Genomic DNA, 25,418 nt, shown 5'->3' with positions numbered 1-25,418 from the left:
ATTCATAGTGAAGGCTTCATGAGCAGCTCGATACTTCCCCTTTTTCCCATGTCCTCCGCTCAGCAGGATATTATCTTTCACCAACTCCGTCAGCCTGAGGTCCCAATGTACAACATTGGGGGGTATGTCGAGTTCTGCCAAGCGTTGGATGTTCCTCTTTTGACGCAATGTGCTCAAGAGTGCATCAATGGCAGTGCGGGTCTGCACGTACGCCTCCATTTCAATGAGGATGGCGCATGGTTGCGTCAGGTAGCTGATACAGTAGAACTGACGCTGTTCGATGTCTCTCTCGCCCCCGATTCTGAACAGCAAGCACGCAGCCTGCTTGACACGCACTTCGCTCAAGTATTCAAACTTGATACTGGTCCGCTGTTGAGAGTCGGTCTGATCCGCTTGTCGCCTCAACGATACTGGTATTTTACGGTGGCACATCATCTCGTGATCGATGGCTGGGGATACACCAACTTACAACAGAAAATTTTTTCGCTTTACTCGGACCGCGCCTCTGGAACAGAGACGGGGCCAGGTTCCGCTCCAATTGAGGCGCCGATATTGACGCAGCCGCGCAATGGTGCCGAGGCGTTTTGGCGCGCTGAACTGGCGGAACTTCCACCTTTGCTGTTCTTTCCTGGGGTATCGGAGGGAAGCGGTAGCGATGTTGGACGAACCTCGCACCGTATCGAGCGCCCGCTTTCGGCTTCGTGGTTCGAAAAGGGCAAGGAGTCCGGCTCTTTCGGCGGAGGGCTGCCATTCTTCCTTGGAGCGCTCTTTGCCGCCATAGGCGGCCTCTACGGCCATGACGAGATGACGGTTGGTGTACCCATCCACAATAGACGCACGGCGGCAGAGCGAAAGCAGATATCGCTCGCGATGCAGGTTTATCCCACAAAAATTTCGGGACAGCTCGATCAGACGTTTGATGATTTATGTGTCGACATCGCGCGCCGGCTGCGCGGCATATACCGACATACCAATGTGCCTCTTTCCCGCTTGTTTGCCGAGCGGGATGTATCGCATGGTGAGCAACGCGTTGCAATTTTTGACATTATTTTCAACTATCAGAAGCTTGATTTCGACTTTGCCGGTTTGGGGCTGCAAGCATCAACGCATTTTCTGCAGAACGGGTTTGAGCAGACTCCCCTGACGTTTACTGTATGCGACTATGGGGATGCATCAGCTCCACTGTTGCAAATTGATTACCATGTCGGCTACTTTGACCAAGCTGAAGTAGAAGCTTTGGCCGATGTTTACTGCGGCCTGTTGCAGCAGGCGAGCGCTGCTCCTGGGCGGGCGCTCGGGCATTTCGACTTATTGACGTCCAAACACCGTGAGCAGTTGCAACTGTGGCATCCCACCCCCTGTCTCCCGCCCGCGGATAAAACGTTCTGGGCGTGTTTTGCGCAAGAAGCAGAGCGGGCTCCCGGCGAGTTGGCAGTGCAAGCCGGCGAGGTAAAGTTAAGCTATGCAGAGTTGGAAATCCAGGCTAGCTCGCTTGCGGCACGTCTCCAGGCGAGTGGCGTGGTGCGTGGTGATCGTGTTGCGGTGCTACTGGAGCGAAGTGTGGCACTCGTGGTGACTTTTTTGGCGACGTTAAAGGTCGGCGCGGTGTATGTGCCCCTAGACACCGCCTATCCATCGGCTCGGCTGCAACTCCTGCTCGCCGATGCCAACCCACAACTGGTGGTAACGACGAATAACTTGGTGCATTTGGCCGGGCATGCTACCAAAATATTTTTGCTCGACCAGCCAGTTGCTGAGTTTGAAGACGACGTATTGCCACCGGCCGCGAGCTGCCTTCCCAGCGATCCTGCCTACATGATCTACACGTCGGGTTCGACGGGCATGCCTAAGGGCGTTGTAGTAACACATGAAAATGTTGTGAGCTATTTGCATGCTGTGCGTGAGCGCTATAACGTGCAGGCGCCGCTACGTGTGCTTCAGTTTGCCAGCGTTGGTTTCGATATTTTCATCGAAGAGCTTTGTCTGTCACTTTTGTGTGGGGGCAGTCTGCATCTGCGTGACAGTGCTGCCGCGCCAGCGCCGGAGCAGTTGTGGGCAATGATCGAGTCACAGCAAATCTCTGCGCTTTCCTTGCCGACCGCATACTGGCATTTGCTTTGCGACGAGCTTTCCGATGCGCAAGTTTCGATTGCGAGCAGCTTCTTGCGTCTGTGCGTGGTGGGTGGCGAAGCCATGCGAGCAGACGCCGCAAGAGGATGGTTAGCGCGCATGCCAGGTGAGTTGGCACTGTTCAATAGTTATGGGCCGACAGAGGCGACGATCATTGCCTCAGCAGAACGCATCACTGCTGAACCCGCCAGCATGCTGACCATCGGTCTCCCCCTCAACAATACTCGTTGCTATATCGTCGATCGGAAGGGACGCCTGCTGCCGCCAGGTTTCAAAGGTGAATTGTGGATAGGCGGCGCTGGCGTTGCCTGCGGTTACTGGCAGCGTGCGGATTTGAATCAACAGAGTTTCCTCTTCGATCCCTTTAATGCGGAAGCCGGCGCCAGGATCTATCGCAGTGGCGACTTGGTGAGCTGGCGGGGCGATGGCCATATGCTTTTTCACGGACGCATCGATCAGCAAGTCAAAATTTTGGGATTTCGTATCGAAACGGGTGAAATTGCAGCCTCGTTGCGGCAACTGGCGCATGTGCGGGATGCTCATGTGACTGTCCAGGATGGCGCCTTTGGCAAGCAGTTGATTGCCTATGTTGTACTGGACGAACTCGATTGCCCTCTAGCTCAACTGGCAGAACAATTGAAAGAGTTGCTTCCCGAACAAATGGTGCCCAGACTTTATATGGCGTTGCCAGAATTGCCACTCACGCCAAATGGCAAGCTCGATCATAAGGCTTTACGCACCGCTGGCGCCGAGGCGATTCGGTCGGATATATTTGAATCGGCGCGCAATGAAAGCGAGCAGATATTGGCTGAGGAGTGGGGCAATCTGCTTGCAGTTGAGGCCGTCAGTCGTCGAGATAATTTCTTCTCTCTAGGCGGGAACTCCTTGCTCGCGATGCGCCTGGTCAGCCGTTTGCGCGAACGAGGACTAACGACCCGTGTCGAAGATGTGTTCCGTTCGGCGAATTTGGCTGATTTGGCGCAGGCGATGTCCCGTACCGCAGGTAATGAAGTGGCGTCCGGCCCCGTAATTGCTCCCGGTTGCCTGTCGCTCGACAGTGATATGGTGCCTCTAGCGGGCCTTAGCCAAAAAGAAATTGACCAGATTGTCAGCACCGTTCCAGGTGGCAGTGCCAACATTCAGGATATCTATGGTCTCTCGCCGCAACAAAAAGGTTTTCTTTTCGAACATTTGCTCGAGCCTGAAGCCGATCACTACGTGCTTTCCACTATCGTTCGCTTACCATCAGCCAGCCAGCTTGAAACGGTATTGCAGGCCTTGCGTACAGTGATTTGTCGGCAAGATGCGTTGCGCACTTTGTTTCTGTGGGAGGGATTGAACGCACCGGTACAGGTGGTATTGAGAGAAGCAGAACTGGCCGTTTTCCATGCGCCTGAGGGCAATGCGCTGCAGCAACTCCGCCAAAAGGCGCAGCCAGGCAGGATTTGCATTAACCTGCAATCCGCACCACTGCTGCAGGTACATGTGGCATCGGATGGCCCCCAGCAGCCAGTATATTTGCTGTTATTGGCCCACCATATCATCGGAGACCATTCGTCCCAGGACCTACTTGTGGCAGAGGTTCAGCAACTTGTTACACATGCGGGAGTGGAATTGCCTCGGCCTGCGCGTTATCGCGATTTCATTTCATCGCTGTACCACGCAGAGGCAGAAGAGCGCGCTCGCAGTCAGACGTTTTTCGAAGGTTTGCTTGGTGATTTCAACGAGCCTTCGTTGCCGTTTCGCTTGGCAGCCCTACGTAACAAGAAAAGTCGGGCGCCACTCGCCCACCGTGCGTTGGATTCAGAGCTGGCTAAAGCGATCCGAAACCGTTGCCGGCTGGAGGGCGTTACACCAGTGGCTTTATTCCACCTCGTGTGGGCGCTGCTGATTGCAAAGACCTCCGGGAGCACAGATATAGTATTCGGCACGGTATTTTCAGGCCGACTACGCAATGTGCCGGATATAGAGCGCATGTTCGGACCATTGATCAATACTTTGCCTTTCCGCTTGAGGCTGGATGGCATGTCGGTCGAGGATGGGTTGCAGCAGTCGCAAAATCTGCTGCGTCAGCTTATACCCCATGAGCATGCGAATTTGGTCGATACGCAGCGCTGCAGCTGCGTCGCCGCACCGATGCCCCTGTTTACTGCCGCACTCAATTATGTGCATACGCAAAGCGTACCTTCCACGCAATGGGAGGTTGTTGACCAAGTCGAGTTGAACGAATGGAATATCTATCCGCTTAGCCTAACGGTAGAGGACTTAGCGTCAGACTTTTCTCTTTATCTGCAATGTGATCAAGGCGTCGATACCCAGCAGGTACTCGATGCCATGCAAGCCACGCTGGAAGCCTTCCTTTGTGCGATCGAACGATCGCGGGCTACGCCTTTGCTGACAATCGGTGTATTGCCCCAAGCTGAGCGAACGAAGCTGCTTCAAGACGGCCGGGCGACGCTGGTGCCTGCGGAGGCTACGTGCCTGCATCAGGCGTTCGCGCTGCGGGCGGCATCGCAATTGGAGGCGGTGGCGCTGATCGATGGTGAACGGCAGTGGTCTTACGGCGAGTTGGAGCGCGCGGCGAACGGCCTGGCGCAACGCCTGCAGACGGCGGGGGTCATGCCGGGCACGCGGGTCGGACTGTGCCTGGAGCGCTCGGGCGAGGTGGTGGTGGGTATCCTCGCCATTCTCAAGTGCGGCGCCAGCTATGTTCCGCTCGATCCGATCTATCCGGGCGAGCGCATCGCCTTCATGCTGGGCGACGCGGCAATCAGCATCGTGCTGGCGCAGGCGTCCACGCGCCACTTGGTGGCCAAGGGATGCACGGTGTTGTTGCTGGATGACGGCGCCATGCCGGAACCCGACGGCGATTGGGCGCCTGTTGCGGGACATGCGGATGACCAGGCGTACGTGATCTATACCTCGGGTTCGACAGGACAGCCGAAGGGGGTGATGGTATCGCACGCGAATGTGGCGCGTCTGTTCTCCAGTACGGCGCCATGGTATCGCTTCAATGAGCAAGATTGCTGGTGCCTGTTCCATTCCTATGCCTTCGATGTCTCGGTCTGGGAAATTTGGGGCGCGCTGCTGCATGGCGGGCGCCTGGTGGTGGTGCCGCGCGCGGTGGCGCAATCGACGCCGGACTTCTACCAGCTGGTGCGGGACCAGCGAGTGACGGTGCTGAACCAGACGCCGTCGGCGTTCTATGCCTTCAGCGAGCAGGATCAGTTGACGCCGATGTCACTGGCCTTGCGCACGGTGGTGTTTGCCGGCGAGGCATTGGCCCTGGACAAGCTTCAGTCATGGTTCGAGCGACACAGCGACACGGCGCCGGAGCTGGTGAATATGTACGGCATCACGGAAACGACGGTGCACGTGAGTTACCGCCGGATCCGCCAGATCGACGCGCAGCGCAATCTGGGCAGCCTGATCGGTCGTCCCATTCCGGACCTGACGCTGTGGCTGCTCGATGCCTGGGGAGAGCCGGTACCGACCGGCGTGGTGGGCGAGCTGTGCGTGGGAGGCGCTGGCGTGGCAGGCGGCTATCTGAACCGTCCGGAGCTGACGGCGGAGCGCTTCGTGGCGCATCCGGAACTGGGTGCGGGCGAACGGCTGTACCGTTCCGGCGACCTGGCGCGCTACACGCATGACGGCGAGCTTGAATATCTGGGCCGCAGTGACCACCAGGTGAAGATCCGTGGCTTCCGCATCGAGCTGGGTGATATCGAATCGGCCTTGCGCGCCTGTACGGGCGTTGCCGACGCGGTGGTACTGGCCGACAGCTCGCCTGCCGGCACCCGCTTGGTGGCGTATGTGCAGGGTGCGGCTGATGGTTGCGACAGCGCTTCGCTGCGCACCGAACTGGCGGTACGCCTGCCGGACTACATGGTGCCGTCGCTGTACATTTCGGTGACGGTTTGGCCGCTGACAGCGAATGGGAAACTCGATCGCCGTGCACTGCCTGCTCCCGACATGAATGCTGTTACCGATGCAGATTTCGCCGCCCCGGAAGGGGAGGTGGAGAGTACCTTGGCCGCTATCTGGCAAGAGCTGCTTGGAGTGGGGCCCATCAGCCGTCATAGCGATTTCTTCGCATTGGGTGGCCATTCCCTGCTGGCCATGCGCTTGACATCGACCATTCGCGACACCTTCTATATGGACTTTAGCTTGAACAAAATTTTTGAACAAAGCGTATTGCATTTGCAGGCCGGAATGATTGCTACGTTAATTGAAGAAAATGCATTGAGCGTGCGTCTGAGCGCCAATGTTCAGGATACTAGCGAGGGGTTCTGGTTATGAAATTACATGAGTTACTGCAAGCGCTTGAAACGCGAAATATTTCAATTGGCCTCAAGGATGGGCGTCTGTTCATCGGCGCCAGGCCGCAGGAAATCGGTGATGACCTACTTGGAGAGTTACGTCTGCAGCGCGATGCGCTGGAACGGCACTTTGTGGAGCGGGCTGCCAGGGCGGCGCAACAGCTGATCACGGCGCACGTATCGAAGGGTGAATCTTGTCCTCTGTCATCTAGTCAGCAGGGTTTGTGGCTGATTGACCATTTTAATGGTGGCACCAGCACGCAGTACCACATGCCTCAGGTGCTGGAACTGGGCGGCGCGCTGAACCTGGAGCTGTTGCATGCGGCGCTGCTAACAGTGGTGCAGCGGCACGAGGTGCTGCGCACAGTCTACACCAGCGATGCCGGCACGGTGCGGCAGGAGGTGCGCGAGGTAACGGCGTTCGAGTTGCCGGTCGATGAAATCACGCCGCAAGCGCTGGAGCAGGCGGTCGAGGCGGAATGCGCGCGCCCGTTCGCCCTCGACAGTGATCTGCCGCTGCGGGGCCGCGTGTTGCGCTTGTCGGATGAGCGGCATGTGCTGGTGCTGGTGATGCATCACATCGCCTCGGACGGGTGGTCCAGTGCGATTTTGGTGCGCGAGTGCTGCGAGGCTTATGCGGCGCTGGCGCAGGGGCGGACGCCGGTGCTGCCAGCGTTGCCGGTCCAGTACGCGGACTACGCGTACTGGCAGCAGCAGGCGCCGCAGCAGGCTCGCCATGCGCAGCAATTGCGCTACTGGGAAGAAAAGCTGGCTGGCCTGCCGACGGTGCACAGCCTGCCGCTGGACTATCCGCGTCCCACGCAGCAAAGTTTTCGTGGCGGATTGCACCGCAGCCGTCTGGATGCGGAGCTGAGTGCGCGGCTGATGGCGGCGTGCCGCGTACAGGGCGCAACCCTGTTCATGGGCTTGCACGCAGCGTTCAGCGCGCTGCTGTCGCGCTACAGCGGCGCCGGTGATATCGTCATAGGCACGCCGATAGCCAATCGGGAACAGCCAGAGGTGGCCGCGCTGATCGGTTTCTTCGTCAACACCCTGGTGCTGCGGGCGCAGATCGACGGTGAGGGCAGTTTTGCGGATCTGCTGCGCCAATGCAGAGAGACTGGACTGGAGGCGTATGCGCACCAGCAGCTGCCGTTCAATGAATTGGTGGAGGCGCTCAATCCGGCGCGTTCGCTCAGTTATTCGACGCTGTTCCAGGTCATGCTGTCGTTGCAGAATAATGAACAGGAATCGGGCTCGCTGGCTGGAGTGAGCGTGACGCCGATGGAGTCGGCGCAGCGCACGGCGCAGTTCGACCTGACGCTCGATGTAAAGGACGATGGATCAGGCCTGGCCATGTCGTGGATTTATTGCAGCGACCTGTTTGCGCCGGCGACGATCAGGCACCTGGCCGACAGTTTTGTCTGCCTGCTCGACGCGGTATTGGCCGCCCCGGATGCGCCAATGGCCCGATTGTCGCTGATCGACAGAGGCAGCCGTGCGGCGTTGCTCGATGCCGGCCGGGCGACGCTGGTGCCTGCGGAGGCTACGTGCCTGCATCAGGCGTTCGCGCTGCGGGCGGCATCGCAATCGGAGGCGGTGGCGCTGATCGATGGTGAACGGCAGTGGTCTTACGGCGAGTTGGAGCGCGCGGCGAACGGTCTGGCGCAACGCCTGCAGACGGCGGGGGTCATGCCGGGCACGCGGGTCGGGCTGTGCCTGGAGCGCTCGGGCGAGGTGGTGGTGGGTATCCTCGCCATTCTCAAGTGCGGCGCCAGCTATGTTCCGCTCGATCCGATCTATCCGGGCGAGCGCATCGCCTTCATGCTAGGCGACGCGGCAATCAGCATCGTGCTGGCGCAGGCGTCCACGCGCCACTTGGTGGCCAAGGGATGCACGGTGTTGTTGCTGGATGACGGCGCCATGCCGGAACCCGACGGCGATTGGACGCCTGTTGCGGGACATGCGGATGACCAGGCGTACGTGATCTATACCTCGGGTTCGACAGGACAGCCGAAGGGGGTGATGGTATCGCACGCGAATGTGGCGCGCCTGTTCTCCAGTACGGCGCCATGGTATCGCTTCAATGAGCAAGATTGCTGGTGCCTGTTCCATTCCTACGCCTTCGACTTCTCGGTCTGGGAAATTTGGGGCGCGCTGCTGCATGGCGGGCGCCTGGTGGTGGTGCCGCGCGCGGTGGCGCAATCGACGCCGGACTTCTACCAGCTGGTGCGGGACCAGCGAGTGACGGTGCTGAACCAGACGCCGTCGGCGTTCTATGCCTTCAGCGAGCAGGACCAGTTGACGCCGGCGCCGCTGGCGTTGCGCACGGTGGTGTTTGGCGGCGAGGCATTGGCCCTGGACAAGCTGCAGCCGTGGTTCGAGCGACACAGCGACACGGCGCCGGAGCTGGTGAATATGTACGGCATCACGGAAACGACAGTGCACGTGAGTTACCGCCGGATCCGCCAGATCGACGCGCAGCGCAATCTGGGCAGCCTGATCGGTCGTCCCATTCCGGACCTGACGCTGTGGCTGCTCGATGCCTGGGGAGAGCCGGTACCGACCGGCGTGGTGGGCGAGCTGTGCGTGGGAGGCGCTGGCGTGGCAGGCGGCTATCTGAACCGTCCGGAGCTGACGGCGGAGCGCTTCGTGGCGCATCCGGAACTGGGTGCGGGCGAACGGCTGTACCGTTCCGGCGACCTGGCGCGCTACACGCATGACGGCGAGCTTGAATATCTGGGCCGCAGTGACCACCAGGTGAAGATCCGTGGCTTCCGCATCGAACTGGGTGATATCGAATCGGCCTTGCGCGCCTGTACTGGCGTTGCCGACGCGGTGGTACTGGCCGACAGCTCGCCTGCCGGCACCCGCTTGGTGGCGTATGTGCAGGGTGCGGCTGATGGTTGCGACAGCGCTTCGCTGCGCACCGAACTGGCGGTACGTCTGCCTGACTACATGGTGCCGGTAGCATTTGTGGCGGTGGATCACTGGCCCTTGACTGGCAATGGGAAACTCGACAAGGCTGCGCTACCCCGGCCGGAAATGTCGGCTGCGCGTGTCTATGTGGCTCCACGCGGGCAAGTGGAAGAGACCATCGCTCAAGTCTGGTGCACTATCCTGGGTCTGGAGCGGGTGGGACGCGATGAACATTTTTTTGCGCTGGGCGGGCACTCCATGCTGCTGGTGCGCATGACACAGTTGCTGCGTCAACAAGGTTTTCGCCTGGATGCTCGCGCCGTTTATGGCGCCGCCACATTGGCAGATTTAGCATTATTGGTGAGCAATTCGGTCGATCACGTGACAGCCGCGTGCGTCAGCGGAATTCCGGAAGGCTGCACCCACCTTGAGGCGGAAATGGTGCCGCTGTCTGACTTGACCGATGAAGAACTCGCGAGTATAGAACGCGCTGTCGAGGGTGGCGCGGAGGCGATCCAAGATATTTACCCCGTCTCTTCGTTGCAGGCTGGCATGTTATTTCATCACAGCCTGCAAACCGAAGGCGACGCCTATCAGATACGTTCGGTCTATGCCTTCAGCATGCGATCCACGCTCGATCAGTTTGTTGACGCATTGCAAACTGTAGTGGCGCGACACGATATTTTCCGTACTTCCTTCCACTCGACGGGCTTGCGTCAAGCGCAGCAGGTAGTGCAGCGGCGCGCTGTAGTACCCGTCCAAGAACTCGCATTGAGCCAGGGGGACGATCCCTTAGCCGCCTTGTTGGAAGCCACCAATCCTCAGCGGATACGTTTGGATCTGACGCGCGCGCCTCTTCTTAGGCTGCAAGTGACCTACGATTTCGATAATCGTCGGTGGCTACTCGCCATGCTGGACCATCATTTAATTAGCGACAACTACACGCTTCAGTTAATCAGTAATGAAATCGAGGCTGTGATGCTTGGGCGCGCACACGAATTGATGCCAAGCTGGCCGTATCGCCAGTTCATGGAGCAGATTCTGAAGCAGGACACCAGCCAGCAGGAGCTCCATTTCAAAGCACAATTGGCTGACGTGTTCGCTCCGACTGCCCCTTATGGCCTGATGGACATTCTGGGGGAAGGCGACAACCTGCAGGAAGTACGTGCTGTCGTGCCGGCCAGCCTGGCTGCCAGTCTCCGTGAGATGGCCAGTCACTGGCAAGTATCGACAGCCGTCCTCTTCCACGTGGCTTGGGCCTTGGTGGTGGCGCGCACTAGCGGGCATGAGGACGTAGTGTTCGGCACTGTTCTTTCTGGACGCCAAGGCGGATCTGCCGGCATTGAACACGCCATGGGACTGTTCATTAACACACTGCCCTTGCGTGTCGCATTGGACCGGCACAGCGCAGAGGAGGTTGTGACCGAGACAGCTGCTTCTTTGGCGCGATTGTTGTCGCATGAACAGACGGCCCTGGCGCTGGCTCAGCGCTGCAGTGGCATTCCGACCGGCCTGCCGCTATTCACCGCGTTGCTGAATTACCGTCATGTCCGCTTGATCGAGGGGCAGCGCGATCCCGCCGCTGCTGCGCTTTGGGACGGCATCGCCATGCTGCATAGCGAAGAACGCAGCAATTATCCGCTTGGCCTGTCGGTTGACGACCATGGGGACGGGTTCTTGCTAACGTTGCAAGTGCATTGCGAGCTTGATTGCGAGCGTATCCTCGGTTATGTGCAGGCAGCGCTCGCTGGACTCTGTCAGGCTTTAACAGAAGGTGGCAAGAAACCAATGCAGGCCATTGACATTCTTTCCTCGAGCGAGCGTGAGCAATTGCTATATGGCTTCAATTCCCATGTGGCGGATACGCCCCAAGCCGGACTTGTGCATGAAATGTTTGCGCTGCAAGCGCGACTGTCCCCTAATTCGCTGGCCCTCGATGATGGCGAGCGACAACTCACCTTCCATCAATTGGAATTGGAGATGAACTGCTGGGCGCAGGCTTTGCAGGAACGTGGTGTAGGGCCGGAGCGGCTCGTGGCTGTTTTCCTGGAACGGGGTATTGATATGGTGATCGCGATGCTCGCCGTGTTGAAAGCGGGAGGGGCATTTGTACCGATCGATCCACGCTATCCTTCACAGCGCATTGCCAACATGCTTGACGATGTCTCGCCGACCGTCCTGTTTTCCACTTCATCATTGGCGTCGCGTTTGGATCAGTCGGCGTTTCAGGTCCTTGCTATCGATATACCTCTGAACGGGGCGATGGCGATAGCATCCGCACCGGCTGTCGCTGGTGTTGGGCCCCGGTCATTGGCGTATGTTATTTTCACATCAGGATCAACAGGCCGGCCCAAGGGCGTGATGGTGGAACACGGTAGCGTGTGCAATTTGATTGCAGCGCAAGCGTTAGCGTTCGGCGTGGATGGACATAGTCGCGTGCTTCAGTATGCTTCGCCTAGCTTCGATGCCTGCGTTTCAGAAGTCTTCGTCACTCTCTGCAGTGGTGCATCGCTGCACCTCGTAGCGGCGGACGTTGTGCTGGCCGGTCCGTCCTTAGTCGATGTGGTGCATGAACGTCAGATTACGCTCGCGACTATTCCCCCTGCGGTGCTGAGTGCGCTAGATGATCCCGCGCCACTGGCCTGTATACGGACACTTGTCATTGCGGGAGAAGCTGCACCTTCTGGATTGGCGCAGCGCTGGGCGAAAGGACGGCGGCTGATCAATGCTTATGGTCCTACCGAGGCGACTGTATGCGCAAGCATATACGAATGCGAACCTGGCATTGAGGGCGTAGCGCCTATCGGCACGCCGATGGCAAACGTCAAGTTGTATGTGCTGGACGCATTGCTGCAACCGGTGCCACTCGGTGTGGTTGGCGAACTGTATATCGGTGGCGCGGGGGTGGCGCGCGGGTATCTTGGCCAGCCTGAACTGACCGCGGAACGATTCCTCGCTGATCCGTTTTCCGACCTGCCGCAGGCCCGTATGTACCGCACGGGCGATCTTGTCTGCCAGCGTGTCGATGGCAATCTTGATTACATCGGACGCAACGATCAGCAGGTAAAAATCCGAGGCATACGCATCGAATTGGGCGAAATCGCAGAGTGTCTGCGTATACACCCGCAGGTGCTCGATGCGATTGCGGTGATACATCGTTCGACGTCAGGTCAAACTCAATTGCTGGCATATTTCTGCGACCGACCAGGGGTAGCACCGGCGCCGCTTGACGTCTTGCGGATGCACCTGGAGCAGAACCTGGCTGCTGCTTCGCTGCCTGCGGCATTGGTGAGGCTGGCGGCGCTCCCGCTGACGGTTAATGGAAAGTTGGACCGGAGTGCTCTGCCAGCGCCCGAAGATGATGCGTTTGGCGACCGCAGTTACAGTGCTCCGATTTCGCAGACGGAAGAACACATCGTCGCCATCTGGTCTTCATTGTTAGGCGTGTCCAAGATTAGTCGTGATGATAACTTCTTCCAGCTGGGCGGGCATTCGCTGCTAGCTATTGAATTGGTCGCTCACCTACATCAGGCAGGCTTGGAGTGCAGTATTGCTCAGTTGTATAAAACCCCGACGCCGGCAGGAATAGCCGCCAGCTGCGTCTCGCAGGACGCAATGGCGCCGACCGCGCCGACGGCCAGCATCTTGACGGTGTTGAGCCAGCCTGACATGGCACGCATAGAGGCGCAGGTTTCAGGCGGCAGCGCCAATATCAAGGATGTATTTCCTTTGACGGCCTTGCAGGAGGGCATACTTTATCATTCAATCGCTGCAGAGCAAGGTGACGCATACTTGCTGCAAACCTTGCTGGCTTTCGATAATCGCGCTCGCCTCGACGGTTATCTCGACGCCTTGCGCCTGGTGATCGCCAGGCACGATGCCTTGCGTACGGCAGTCTTGTGGGAGGGGATAAACGAGCCTGTCCAAGTTGTGTTGCGCGAAGTTAAGCTGTGCGTGGAGGAGTGGCATGCCGGCAATGTTCCGGATGTGGAAGCCGCACTACGGCAACGCTACGATCCAGGCCATATGCGCCTGAACCTCAACCAAGCCCCGCTTATGCACGCGGCCGCCAGCTTTGACCCCGTCGGCGGACGGTGGTTGCTGGTCTTGTTGTGCCATCACTTGGTACTCGATCACACGACACTGGAAATCGTACTCGATGAGGTCCGCGCTATTCTGCATGGACAGGCGAGCGCGTTGCCCGCGCCGCCATCATATGGTGCCTTGATCAGCGCCACTTTGGAGGCTGCTCAACGCCCTGAGCACATGCATTTCTTTTCAAGTCTGCTAGGTACGTTGACCGAAGCCACTCTGCCATATGGACTCAGTGATATTCAAACGACGGGCAATACCTTGCGCTCTGCCAGTGTCAAGCTGGATAGTGGACGCGTGACGCGGCTGAAGGCCCAGGCTCAGGCGCTAGGAGTCAGTGCAGCAAGCCTGATGCATCTGGCCTGGTCCAGGGTCTTGGCGACGCTGGCTGACCGTAGCGACGTGGTTTTCGGTACGGTCCTGTTTGGCCGGTCGCGTGCCGATGGCGCACGTGCCGTGGGGTTAATGGTTAATACTCTGCCATTCCGGCTTGAACTCGCTGAACTGTCTGTGCGCGATGGCGTATTGGCTAGCCACGCGCTACTCGCGCAATTGATCGAGCGCGAAATGGTGTCATTAAGCAATGCACAGCGTTGCAGCGGTATGTCGGCTCAATCGGCGCTGTTTTCCTCGCTGTTTAACTATCGATATTCTGCGCCGGACAGCAGTGAAACCAATGCGACCGGGCTGGAGGGCGTCACCGCCCTGTCCTCTGCCGAATTCAGCAACTACCCACTGAATACGGATGTAGATGATCACGGTGACACCATGTCGCTGACCGTGCAGATCGTTCAGCCGTTTGACCCCCTGCAGGTAGTGTGCCTGTTTGATACATGCCTGTTGTCTCTGGTCAATGCGCTCGATCTCAGGCCGCAAACGACGTTACTGTCGTTAGATATCATTCCCTCCGCTGAGCGGGCGGTGCTTTTACAGGCAGGAAGTGGCGAAGAGGCGTTCGTTCCCATGCGTGGTTTGCACCATAGTTTTGAAGACTTTGTACGAAGCCAGCCACAAGCGATTGCAGTGCTCGATGGTGAAATTTCACTTAGCTATGAAGATGTGGACAGGCAGGCAAGGCTTATCGCCTCGGCTCTGCGTCGCAACGGTGTCGGCCACGGCGACCGTGTTGGGCTGCATCTCGAACGCTCGTGGCGCGTGCCAGTGGCGATACTGGGCATCCTCAAAGCCGGTGCCTCTTACGTGCCGCTCGACGTCGGTCAACCGCCAGAACGCCTGGCTTTCTATCTCGATGATTCGCGTCCAAGCTGCGTCCTGGTTGACGGCTTGCCCGGTGATTGGGTAGGCATCGTGCCTTGCCTGGATTTTGCGGAGGCCAGCGTCGAGACAGCGGATTCCTTGCTACTTGCAAATGCATGGGAAGGCGCGGAGCGAGCTGGCGACGCTTATGTCGTCTATACATCAGGAACGACAGGCAAACCTAAGGGCGTGGTAGTTGGGCATTACGCGATGCAGCATCGCCTGCTGGGATGGCAGCGCCGGCTTGGCCTGCTCGAGAAGCCGCCGCGCGTAATGCAGATGGCCGGTCTGTCGGTCGATATCTGTTTTGGCGACATGCTCAAAGCGCTGGGCACTGGCGGTGAGTTGGTGATCTGTCCCAATGCACTATTGCTTGACCCCGCCGGCTTATTCGACCTGTTCCAACGCACGCGCGCTTCCTTTGGCGATTTTGTCCCGGCAGTTCTGCGCGAACTGGTCACCTATACCTCTGCCAGAGGCCTGCGGCTGGACTATCTGCAACACATTTTGGTGGGGTCGGAGAGCTGGTATGGAGCCGACTTGAGCGCCCTTCAAACGGTACTTGCTCCCCAAGCAAGAATTTTCAATGCTTATGGTCAAACGGAATCGATCATTGATGTCAGTCTGCAGGATGTGACGGCGCTACAGCTGGCATCAGACAAGGTCGTGCCGATCGGTCGTCCGTTGCCAAATACCCAGATGCTGGTGCTTGATCGCTATGCTGCCGTTCAGCCACTCAATGTGCCTGGCGAGCTGTACATCGGCGGACCTGGACTGGCCAGTGGTTATCTTGACCGCGAAGAGTTGACCGCAGAACGTTTCATTCATGTGAGCGGTGTCGACGGGGTGGTGTACCGAACGGGAGATTTCGCTCGTTTTAATAGTGATGGCACGATGGATTTCCTGGGGCGCGCCGACCAGCAAATCAAGATACGGGGCTTTCGAGTTGAGTTGCAGGAGATCGAAGCGGCGTTGCAATCGATAGAGGGGATTCGAAACGCTGTTGTGGTGCTGTTTGAGCGCAGTCCTGGGGACAGCTTGTTAGTTGCGCATATCGAATGGCCCGGCATTCTGGAGGGAAGTCAAGGACATTTGCGTCAAGCTCTCAAGTCGCTGTTGCCCGAGTACATGGTGCCAGCTTGCCTCATGTTTTGTACGCAGTTGCCGCTGTTACCCAGCGGGAAAGTGGACCGGAAGTCGTTGCCGAATCCCGTATTCGACTTGGCTTCCGGCGACGAGGCAGCGGATACCGAAAGCGAGCAGTTGGTGGCCTCTCTATGGCAGGAGCTGCTGCAACTGGCCGCGCCGCCTGGACGCTATGCCAATTTCTTTGAGCTAGGCGGACATTCATTGTTGGGCGTGCGTTTTGTTACGCGTTGTCGGGAACAACTGGATGTCAATCTTGCGATCAAGGATTTATTTATGCATGCCACGGTCTGGGAAATGGGTGCATGGATTGACTTGAAACGAGCTCTTACATACACGCCAGATGCCGAGTTGTCCGATGCTGTTGGCGACGAGATGACAGTCACCGAGTGGTAAGCCCTGCAGAGGGTGATTTCAGGTGAGATTACTGTTTGATCCATATCAGTAGGCCTGGCATGGATCTCGTCGATGTACATCCGGCTACCAATTAAGAGAATAGACAGAATGAAGTGTGCACTAAGTATTGTTGTTGAATTAAAGCGGCTCTGCGGACGTCGGTATGCGGAAGAGCGGCGATTGGCGGCCAGGCCTGGCGCAATGACACCGGTGATGGGGATTGCTGTCGACACGCAAAAGGAAGCGCAGATTCATTTATTAAGCGCGGCGCAATCCGAGGATATTGTCCCCGGCGAGCGCTCCCTGCCGCGTCCTGCGGGGCCCACCGCGCCGTCGTATGGCCCGCAACGCTTGTACGGGCGTTGCCTATACGGAGGTACTGGTCGACAGCTCGCCTGTCGGCACCGGCCAAATGGCGTACGTGCAGGGGGGCTGGTGGCCGATATAACAACTTAACTGCTGTTTCCCTTCACTATCACGAGTAGAAAGTTTTATGATAAAAGCAATTTTCTTGAAAAACCGATGGACTTTGGTGTTCTGTGGCTTGTTGTGCGCTACATCCGCAGCAACCAATGTGTTGCTGCTCGACTATCTGAATGGACAGGTGAGCTCGACTTCGGCTAGCAATAGTGCCTGGCTGTCTCGTTACCTGCTCGGCGTAGGCGGCTTGTTTATTGTCTCGTTGCTTGCCAGCGCCCTCCTGGTGCGCGTTTCCACCAGTGCGATTGCCGATATCCGTACTCATTTACTAAAAGGTATTTTAGCCACAGAGTATCGCGATATTGAAACAAAGGGTAAGGGGGCTTTGTTGGGAGTGCTCACCGACGATATCGACAACCTTGCCAATGGCTTTAGCGATGCGCCGCAATTCATGATGCATTCAGTCACCATCATCGCTTGCTTTTCATACTTGGCATGGCTTTCTCCTTACGCATTCGCTTGTTTTCTTGTAACCGTGGTATTGGGGGGGGCGCTGACGATGTTTATCTTGCAGCGTGGAAATAGGCAATATGAAAATTATCGCGTGCTGAAAGATGACTATTACGTGCATCTTCATGCCATGTTCGATGGTGCGAAGGAGCTGGCTACAAATATGGCAAGGCGGCGGCATTTTATGCAGGAAGAATTGTTGCCTTCGGTAGGCTTGCTCAAGCGTTCGCAGATCAAATGGGACCTCTATTGGCATCTGGGCCAGAGTTGGACAAGTGTGCTGTTGTTTCTTGCGCTCGGCATTGCCCTTGCTGCAATTGAGTTTTCTCAACCCGCGGTGCAGGGCCTTGCAGTGAGCTTCTTTGTAACTATCACGTTTGTATCGGGGTCGGTCGACTTTGTCGTCAATATTATTTCGACTATGTCAAAGGCGATGGTATCGGCTCGCGTTGTATCGCGCCTTCAATTGACCTTGCCAGATGCGGCTGTTCCTGCGCAAGCGCCTGCATTGCACGCTGACTGGCGTGAAATCAAGTTCGAAAGTGTGTGCTACACGTCCAGCCATGGCGAAGATACCTCCTTTGAAATGGGACCGATCTCGCTCACGGTGCATCGAGGTGAAGTGCTATTCCTTGTCGGAGGAAATGGTAGTGGGAAGTCTACTTTTGCCAAGGTCATCAACGGCTTGTATCAACGCACCTCGGGCGATATCCGTGTCGATGGAAAACTGATCGAATCAAATACCCCGCCTAGCTACAGGTCCCTATTTTCTACTATTTATTCCGATTACTACCTATTCGGATCGGTGCTGGACAACAAGGGGGTGCCTGTCGCTGATGAGCTCGCTAACAAGAAAATTGCGGAGCTCAGCTTGGCTGGCAAGGTAAAGGCCGAAGGCGGGCGGTGGTCTAGCACTGCCTTATCCCAAGGGCAGCGCAAGCGGCTTGCGCTGCTGCAGTGTTGGCTTGACGATGCCTCGGTTTGCGTGCTTGACGAGTGGGCCGCAGATCAAGACCCAGGCTATCGCGCTCATTTCTATGAAGTATTGTTACCCGCGATGCGAGCGCAGGGTAAGACGCTGATCGTCATTAGCCATGACGAGCGTTATTTTCATCATGCTGACCGGGTTTGCAAATTCGATAGTGGTGTGTTGTCGGGCTTGCCGCAACGGGTAGCCATTGAAGTGGACTGAGCTTTTCATTTTCTTGTTTTAACTAATCGAAAATATTATGCCAATTAAACAACTTGTCGATTTACCCAATACGGTACCCGTACACAGCGTTGATCGGATGACGGCTTTTCATTTTTGGCTTCATTGTCGTTTTCGCGACAAGCCATTGCATATTCGCGGCGCTGCATCTGCTTGGAAAGCTACGAAAATGTGGACGCCGTCCTCGCTGAGCGCATTGCTTTCCGATACCGATGTAATCGTAGCCACCTGTAAAGCCGGCGTCTTTGACTATAACGCTAATGCCACAACTGGACTTGTGCATGAGCGCGAAAAGGTTCCATTTTCGGAGGCCGTTGACGCCATTCTGGCCGCAAGCACTCATGGCGAGCATTTTGCGTACATTCAGCAGCATTCCATCGCCGACAAATTCCCTGCGCTGCAGGAGCAGGTTGAGCGACCGGATTGTCTGGATCCGAGCAAGTTCATAAACGAAGTGAACTTGTGGCTAGGTAGCGCTGGATGTTTCAGTCCATTGCATTTCGACGAACTCGATAATTTCCTGGTGCAAGTATCCGGAAGAAAGCATTTGACTCTGTTCGACAAGCGCGACAGCCCGCGACTGTATCCAAACGTGGGGCAGGAGCTGGCCCATTGCAGCATGATCGACCTGCGATATCCGGACCATGCGCGCTTCCCCTTGATGGTTGGTTTGCAGGCCTATGCCATTACGCTTGAACCCGGTGACATGATCTATATCCCGCGCGGATGGTGGCACGCCGTGCACTCGCTCGATACTGCTATCTCAATCAACTATTGGTGGAGCGGTATTTTCGATATCTTGCGACAAGGTCTACAAAGTGTCTGGAGCGCAGAGGGCCGCAAGGAAATTGCCTTGTTCCTCCGCCAACTGACCATGCGGGAGGGAAAATGAACGTGGAATCTGCACCGCACCTGGCAACTCTTCAGCGTCTGCAAAGTGGCGAGGAGCACGCGTTGTTTAGTGTCTTCCAGTTGTATGTCTATGACAGCTCGGTGCGCGACGGTGAGGAGTTGGAGGAAGACGGCCGTTTTGGAATTTGTCCGGATAACATTAGCGCATATGTGCTCGATGCAGATAAAGCTGCCTACTGGATCAAGGTAAACGGGGCACTGGCGGGTTTTGTGGTCACGGAACCGGTGGAGCTGGCTGACGGAACGATCGTTGAAGAATTCGCGGACCTCTTTATTGTGAAGAAGCATCGACGCCGTGGATTGGCGCTCGACGTGGCCAGGCAATTACTGATCGGGCAAGACAAACCCTGGCTAGTTGCCGTCTATCGTGATGATTTTGAGGCGGCCGAATTCTGGAAGAGCGCTTTTGCGCGCCTGCCTTTCAGAGCTGTGCGATCCCATGCTGATCCTTCTTTGCCTCAGTTTCTGTTGTACCTGATTAATGGGTAAGGGAACGGGGACAGTGACATCTCGCTGCCTACCTCAAAGGCAGCTGAGACGATCAGAGGCATGGAGATAGATTGAAGAAAGTATGAAGCCATAAAGTTCCCACAGGAATAGCCATCCATACTGGATCGTGAGGGTTGGTCGCGCGCGTTACCTTGGCGAGAGACTACGGACGGACATTGCTTTACCAAAAAAGTGCAACAGACGATAGCAGCGCTGAATAAGTCTTTCGCTGAGTTTCTGTAAAACACGTATGTATAAAGCGATTTTTGTATTTATAAGAACGTTGTGGAAAAGGAATAAGTATGAGTGAATTAGTTATTTTGGACGAGCATGACCGTGCCGCAGTTCTATCCGCCATGTCGCTTGTTGGAAGCGAATATGGCGAGGATGATTTTTATCAATTCTTCTATCAGTGCTCCCGCATGAACGGGATGCTGCCAACGCGCCTGAGTAAGGCGTTGTTCGATTTCAGGATGGGCCGCAGTGGTTCTGTGTTATTGATCAAAGGTTTGTTGGCGCAGCAGCATATCCCGCCAACGCCGGCTCTGCGCGGCAATACCTGGGATGAAACGACATTAGCTGCGCGTAAGATTATGTGCATTGCGCTCTCTCAATTGGGGCATATTTACAATTTTTTGGGGAAGAAAGACTTCGATTACATTGATGATGTGTTCCCTATTTATAGAGATCGAAATGAGCAGTTGGGCAGCAATCGTGATTTTCTGGAATGGCATGTGGAGGACGGCTTTCATCCTGCTAAAGCAGACCTTGCCGCGCTGTTTTGTCTGCGCGGCGATGCTACGGTGCAAACATATATCTGCAAGGCACAGGACCTCGACTTGGAGGCGAATTTCCGTGCTGAACTCATGAAGAAAAACTTCCTGATACAGGTTGATCCGACTTTTCAGCTAGGCTCCAGCGCCGAAGGGCAATACCGTTGCGCAGTACTCAGCGACGGTGAGGATCCTGAAATTATCTATGATCCCGCCTACATGACTGGCGCCACGCCGGAGGCGCAGGCTGCACTCGAGCATGTGCACGATTGTATTCAAGGGGCCTACCAGAGTATTACCTTGGAACCGGGCGACTTGCTAATCTTTGACAATCGCCGCGTGATGCATGCACGTAGTGCCTATCAGCCCTCTTACGATGGTACTGATCGATGGCTCTTGCGTGGCCTGTTATTGGAAAGCTATTGGAAGACGCGCGAATGCCTGGACCAACTGGCTTTGAAGCCGGATTCCGTAGCTTGGCCTCCTTCCCGTAACACATCGTCTATTGGGCAGATAAGTGGGAGGAAAAGTGCTGAAAACAAGCGTTTTACCCAACAGGTGGCCATATCCGATCACGCTAGTCAGCGGAGCGAAGTTTAATGCGCGGGCAGCAATGGGCGCGACGCCCGCTTGTTTGGGCGTTGCTGCTGTTGGCTATGTTGACGCTTGCGCTGCTTGCGATTTTCTTGGGCATGCGAGGTAGCTTGCCTTTGTTGGATGGGCGAGTGCATGCGGCCGGGTTATCGGCGGACGTACAGATCACACGTGATGTCGATGGTGTTCCGACCGTTAACGCGGAGGATCGAAATGACGGTGCGTATGCAATGGGATTTCTGCATGCGCAAGAGCGCTTTTTTCAGATGGATTTGCTACGTCGCGCTGCGGCAGGCGAATTATCAGCCCTGCTCGGTGCTGATGCGCTGGCCGACGACATGGATCGGCGGCGCTTCCGCTTCCGTACGCGCGCCCAGGCCGCAGTGAATAGCTTAGAACCGGCAGAGCGGCTGATGCTGTCACGTTACGTGTTAGGAGTCAACGAAGGTCTGGCGCGCCTCACGGTAAGGCCATTTGAGTATCTGGCATTGCGCGAGGCACCTAAAGCATGGCTGGCTGAAGATAGTCTGCTGGTCATGTGGGCGATGTACTTGGTGCTTCAGTCCAGTCAGGAGCCGCGCGAGTTCGCGCGCGGTTGGATCAAGGAGAACACGACGGCAGACCAGTTGGCGCTGTTGATGAATGAGAATAGCAATTTCGAAGCGACCTTAGATATGGTGCCGGCGGATATGCAGCTGCCAACAATACCCAAATCCGCACCAGCATGGCTTGGCCGTAGAGGGACTGGCGGAGGTACTGTTCATGTGCCAGCAGTCGGCAGCAATAGCTGGGCGGTGGCTGGTACACGCACTGCTGATGGCCGCGCCATTCTCGCCAACGACATGCATTTAGATCTGGGCCTGCCGAATACCTGGTATCGCGTTGCTATGCGTTATCCAGTCGACGGGGAAATGCGCCGCGTCATAGGATTGACTTTGCCCGGTGTCCCATTGTTTGCGGTGGGAAGCAATGGTTTAGTCGCGTGGGGCATGACGAACAGCTACGGTGACTATCTGGACCTGGTTGAAGTGCGTTCCGATCCGACCGATAAACGCCGTTTCAAGATTGGCGCCACTTGGCATAGTGCTATCGCACACGAGGAATTGATCGAGATCAAAGGTGACGATGCCATTCGGCTAACGGTATTGGAAACGCCATTTGGACCCGTACGTGAACTTGCCGGACGCCATTATGCTGTGCATTGGATAGCTTCGGATCCGCACGCTGTAAATCTACGCCTTTTTCATTTGGAGTCTGCGAAAAATGTCGGAGAAGCCACAGTCTTCGCCGCGAAGGCTGGTATGCCCTCCCAAAACATCACGGTTGTGGATAGTGTGGGGCAGATCGGGTGGAGTATTGCCGGCCCCTTGCCAAAAAGGCTGGCAGTGAATTCTGCCACATATCCCTATATTGATAATGATGGATACGGCTGGACTCAACTGTTGCACAGTGCGGAGTATCCGACGGTAATCAATCCGGTCAACGGCATCCTGTGGAACGCCAATAATCGCCAACTTGCAGGTCCCGACTATGCGAAACTCGGCGACGGCGGTGCCGATTTGGGGGTGCGGGCGCAACGCATTCGCGACAGCCTAACTACTTTGCATCAAGCAAACGAAACCGATGTAATGGCAGTTGCCCTGGATACATCGGCAGGGTATATGGGAGCTTGGCGGGCGCAGGCCCTGTCAGCGTTGCCTGCCTCCGTAACAGCGGGCCACCCGGCACGTGCAGAATTCCGGCGCCTGCTTGAAACGGCGTGGGATAACCGGGCTGAAGCCAATTCTGTAGGGTACCGTTTGACGCGCGCATATTATCAGGCGATTTACGATGAATTATATGGTTATGCCGATGCGCAGATGGCCTCTTTAGTTCCCGGCATGAGTTTTGAAATGGCCAATAGGCGTTGGGGTGAATTAAGTCTGAATCTGTTACGGCGACGGCCAGCAGGATGGCTGGCGCAGGGGCGAAGCTGGGAAAGTGTCGAACTAGCAGCGGTTGATCTGGCGATCCTCCGTCTAAGTGCGCAGGGCGAGACATTAGCTAACTCGACATGGGGAAAGCGAAATCGGCTCGAAATTAGGCATCCCTTAGCAGCAGCCTTGCCATTTGGTTCTTTTTGGCTGGCCGTGCCGGAGGAGGCGGTACCTGGAGATGATGACATGCCTCGCGTCAGTGGACCTAGTTTCGGTCAGTCCGAACGCTTAGTAGTGTCGCCGGGACGGGAAGAGCAAGGTCTGTTTAATATGCCAGGCGGCCAAAGCGGACATCCACTTTCCACCTACTTTCTTGCTGGCCATAAGGACTGGTTGCAGGGAAATTCGCGTTCTTTGTTGCCGGGAAAGACCCATTATCAATTGACGTTGACAACACAATGACGGACGAGCCAAGCATCGCGTACCAACGGTACCTGGTTTGTGGAGCGGATAATTGCGGTGGCAATCGTGGCACGTTGCAGAAAAAAGTTAACTCATAATTTGTCGAGAACGCGGAAACCATGATTTTGGCTACAGAAGATTCGATAATGGAGATTCAGCTTGGTAATGAGACTGCAAAAATATTCTTGATTCATTACGATCCAGCTAGTTTTTCTCAAGAGTCATTTATATCGGAAGCAATCACACTTCCGTCGACAATTGCTAGAAGTGTGGTGAAGCGTCAAGCAGAGTACTTTTATGGCCGTCTGTGTGCCAAGTTTGCGTTGAATGCTTTGAATGTAACGCGCTGTGATGTGGGCACTGGGAGACAGCGTGAACCGGTCTGGCCCGGGCATGTCGTAGGCAGCATCACACACAATCACGAGTTTGCGGCTGCCGTCGCATCGTCGAGTTATGTGTTCAGCGGCATTGGTATCGATATAGAAGGCACCATTGAGCACGAAGCGATAGACGCAGTCCTCGAAATCAGCGTCTCGCCGCGTGAACTTGCCTACTTAAGGACAGGATTGTTCACCTTGTCTTTTGAAGAATTGCTTACCATCGTGTTCTCGGTCAAGGAGAGCTTTTTCAAAGCAGTTTTTTCAGAGGTTGGGCATTATTTTGACTTCGGAGCAGTTACTGTGAAAAACATATGTATTGAAACTATGCAGGTCACGTTCGAGGTTAATCAAATTTTGTCGTCTCGTTTCATGCCTGGAACCAGCTGGATTGCATATTTTCGGTATTTCGATCCTAAGACAGTGCTGACTATTTTCGCATGGTAGAAATATTTGCGGGGAAGAGCTACGGAAGGTTGACAGCTTATCGCTATTTTATTCTTTGACGGCGGTAGAGAATTTCAGCCAATTTCGCAGGGCGCGCTATATAGAACGGTATATGATTTTCAGATGTGCCGTTCGCTTCGCCGCATCGGCCAAGGCTATCAAGATCACTGAAAAACAATGTATGCAAACCCCATCAATACATGGGGTGAAAGATATATTCTTATTATATTCTTGCGCATGAAATGAAATTTATCTTTAGAAAATTATTGCTTACACTTTTGTAGTAATTAGCGTAAGATTGTATTTACAGCAACCGTCGCAAAAAGTTTCACGATGTTGTAGTAGGGAGAAAAAATGGGGTGATATCGGCATGGTCTGTGTCGATTCAATCATATATTTCCGAACTTCACTTTCGTTATAAAAATCCATTCGTATCGAAAAGCACTGTTCTTCGTGCGGAGTCTGCTCGCGCCAATTTTTGAGTAAGCTCGTTTCGATTCTCGTTCATTTTTCCGCATTAGGCGGCTTATTGAGTATTGCTAATAACATATGATCAGTCCAGCAACTACCATATTCCATCTTTCACCCACTCAACAAGACATCATTTTGCAAGAGGTCGAGGCCGTATTGCCCGATCCTGTGTTTGAGTGGGGCGATAAAGGGGAATTGCAGACATCGCCTGAACGCGTGATGGCCGATATTCGGCGTGAATTGCTGCAACTCGGTTCGATTCCAGGCCGGAGCAGTACTTTCTTCGAACCGGGCGGGCAATCTTTGTTTGCGGTGCGCTTTGTCACCCGCTGCCTGGAACGGCTCGACGCCTCTGTTGATCCGGGATATGTGCATGCACTCGACCGCATGGGAAATGGCAGCGCTGGTCGATCCGGGCCTGCAGGCGGTGAACGGGCAGGAGCAACCCGTGGACGACGCGATAACTGTGATGGAATGATAAGCCACTAAGAAAAAGACGGTACTACGCCGCAGCCCCGATACGCACAGCCGCTGAAAAAATCACCATGTCCCTTCCGCAGCCGGGAAGGATATCTATA

9 protein-coding genes are annotated in these 25,418 nt (G+C 55.9%); all 9 read left to right on the top strand.

Annotated elements, in window-relative coordinates; translation table 11 throughout:
• The first annotated feature begins 18 nt into the window (after positions 1–18).
• The gene (locus BZG29_RS19835; protein WP_077406677.1) at positions 19–6,429 is read left to right on the top strand and encodes a non-ribosomal peptide synthetase; all 6,411 of its coding nucleotides are present in this window, start codon (positions 19–21) and stop codon (positions 6,427–6,429) included.
• Positions 6,426–16,259 carry a non-ribosomal peptide synthetase gene (locus BZG29_RS19830; protein WP_077406674.1) on the top strand — a complete coding sequence of 3,278 codons (9,834 nt, stop codon included), beginning with the start codon at positions 6,426–6,428 and terminating at the stop codon, positions 16,257–16,259. Before BZG29_RS19835 ends, BZG29_RS19830 begins: the two co-directional genes overlap by 4 nt.
• 493 nt (positions 16,260–16,752) lie before the next feature.
• A complete protein-coding gene (locus tag BZG29_RS19825) occupies positions 16,753–18,381 on the top strand; it encodes a cyclic peptide export ABC transporter (RefSeq protein ID WP_077406671.1) in 1,629 nt (542 codons plus the stop codon).
• Positions 18,382–18,418: 37 nt separating this feature from the next.
• Complete coding sequence (locus tag BZG29_RS19820; RefSeq protein ID WP_077406668.1) at positions 18,419–19,291, top strand: cupin-like domain-containing protein; 873 nt, start codon at positions 18,419–18,421, stop codon at positions 19,289–19,291.
• Entirely contained in the window at positions 19,288–19,800 is a 513-nt protein-coding gene (locus BZG29_RS19815) for a hypothetical protein (protein WP_077406665.1), read from the top strand. Before BZG29_RS19820 ends, BZG29_RS19815 begins: the two co-directional genes overlap by 4 nt.
• A 302-nt stretch (positions 19,801–20,102) precedes the next feature.
• On the top strand, positions 20,103–21,173 hold the full coding sequence (locus BZG29_RS19810; RefSeq protein WP_077406662.1) for a TauD/TfdA family dioxygenase: 1,071 nt from the start codon (positions 20,103–20,105) through the stop codon (positions 21,171–21,173).
• Positions 21,174–21,229: 56 nt separating this feature from the next.
• Positions 21,230–23,545 carry a penicillin acylase family protein gene (locus BZG29_RS19805; RefSeq protein ID WP_253192909.1) on the top strand — a complete coding sequence of 772 codons (2,316 nt, stop codon included), beginning with the start codon at positions 21,230–21,232 and terminating at the stop codon, positions 23,543–23,545.
• Positions 23,546–23,664: 119 nt separating this feature from the next.
• On the top strand, positions 23,665–24,369 hold the full coding sequence (locus BZG29_RS19800; RefSeq protein WP_077406656.1) for a 4'-phosphopantetheinyl transferase: 705 nt from the start codon (positions 23,665–23,667) through the stop codon (positions 24,367–24,369).
• Positions 24,370–24,918: 549 nt separating this feature from the next.
• Positions 24,919–25,329 (top strand): hypothetical protein, encoded by a 411-nt coding sequence (locus tag BZG29_RS27910; protein ID WP_150131007.1) that lies wholly within the window; start codon positions 24,919–24,921, stop codon positions 25,327–25,329.
• Positions 25,330–25,418 lie beyond the last annotated feature (89 nt).

Origin of the sequence: Janthinobacterium sp. LM6, assembly GCF_002002885.1 — a bacterium.
Lineage (GTDB): Bacteria > Pseudomonadota > Gammaproteobacteria > Burkholderiales > Burkholderiaceae_D > Janthinobacterium > Janthinobacterium kumbetense.
This window is presented reverse-complemented; position numbering and strand designations above follow the sequence as displayed.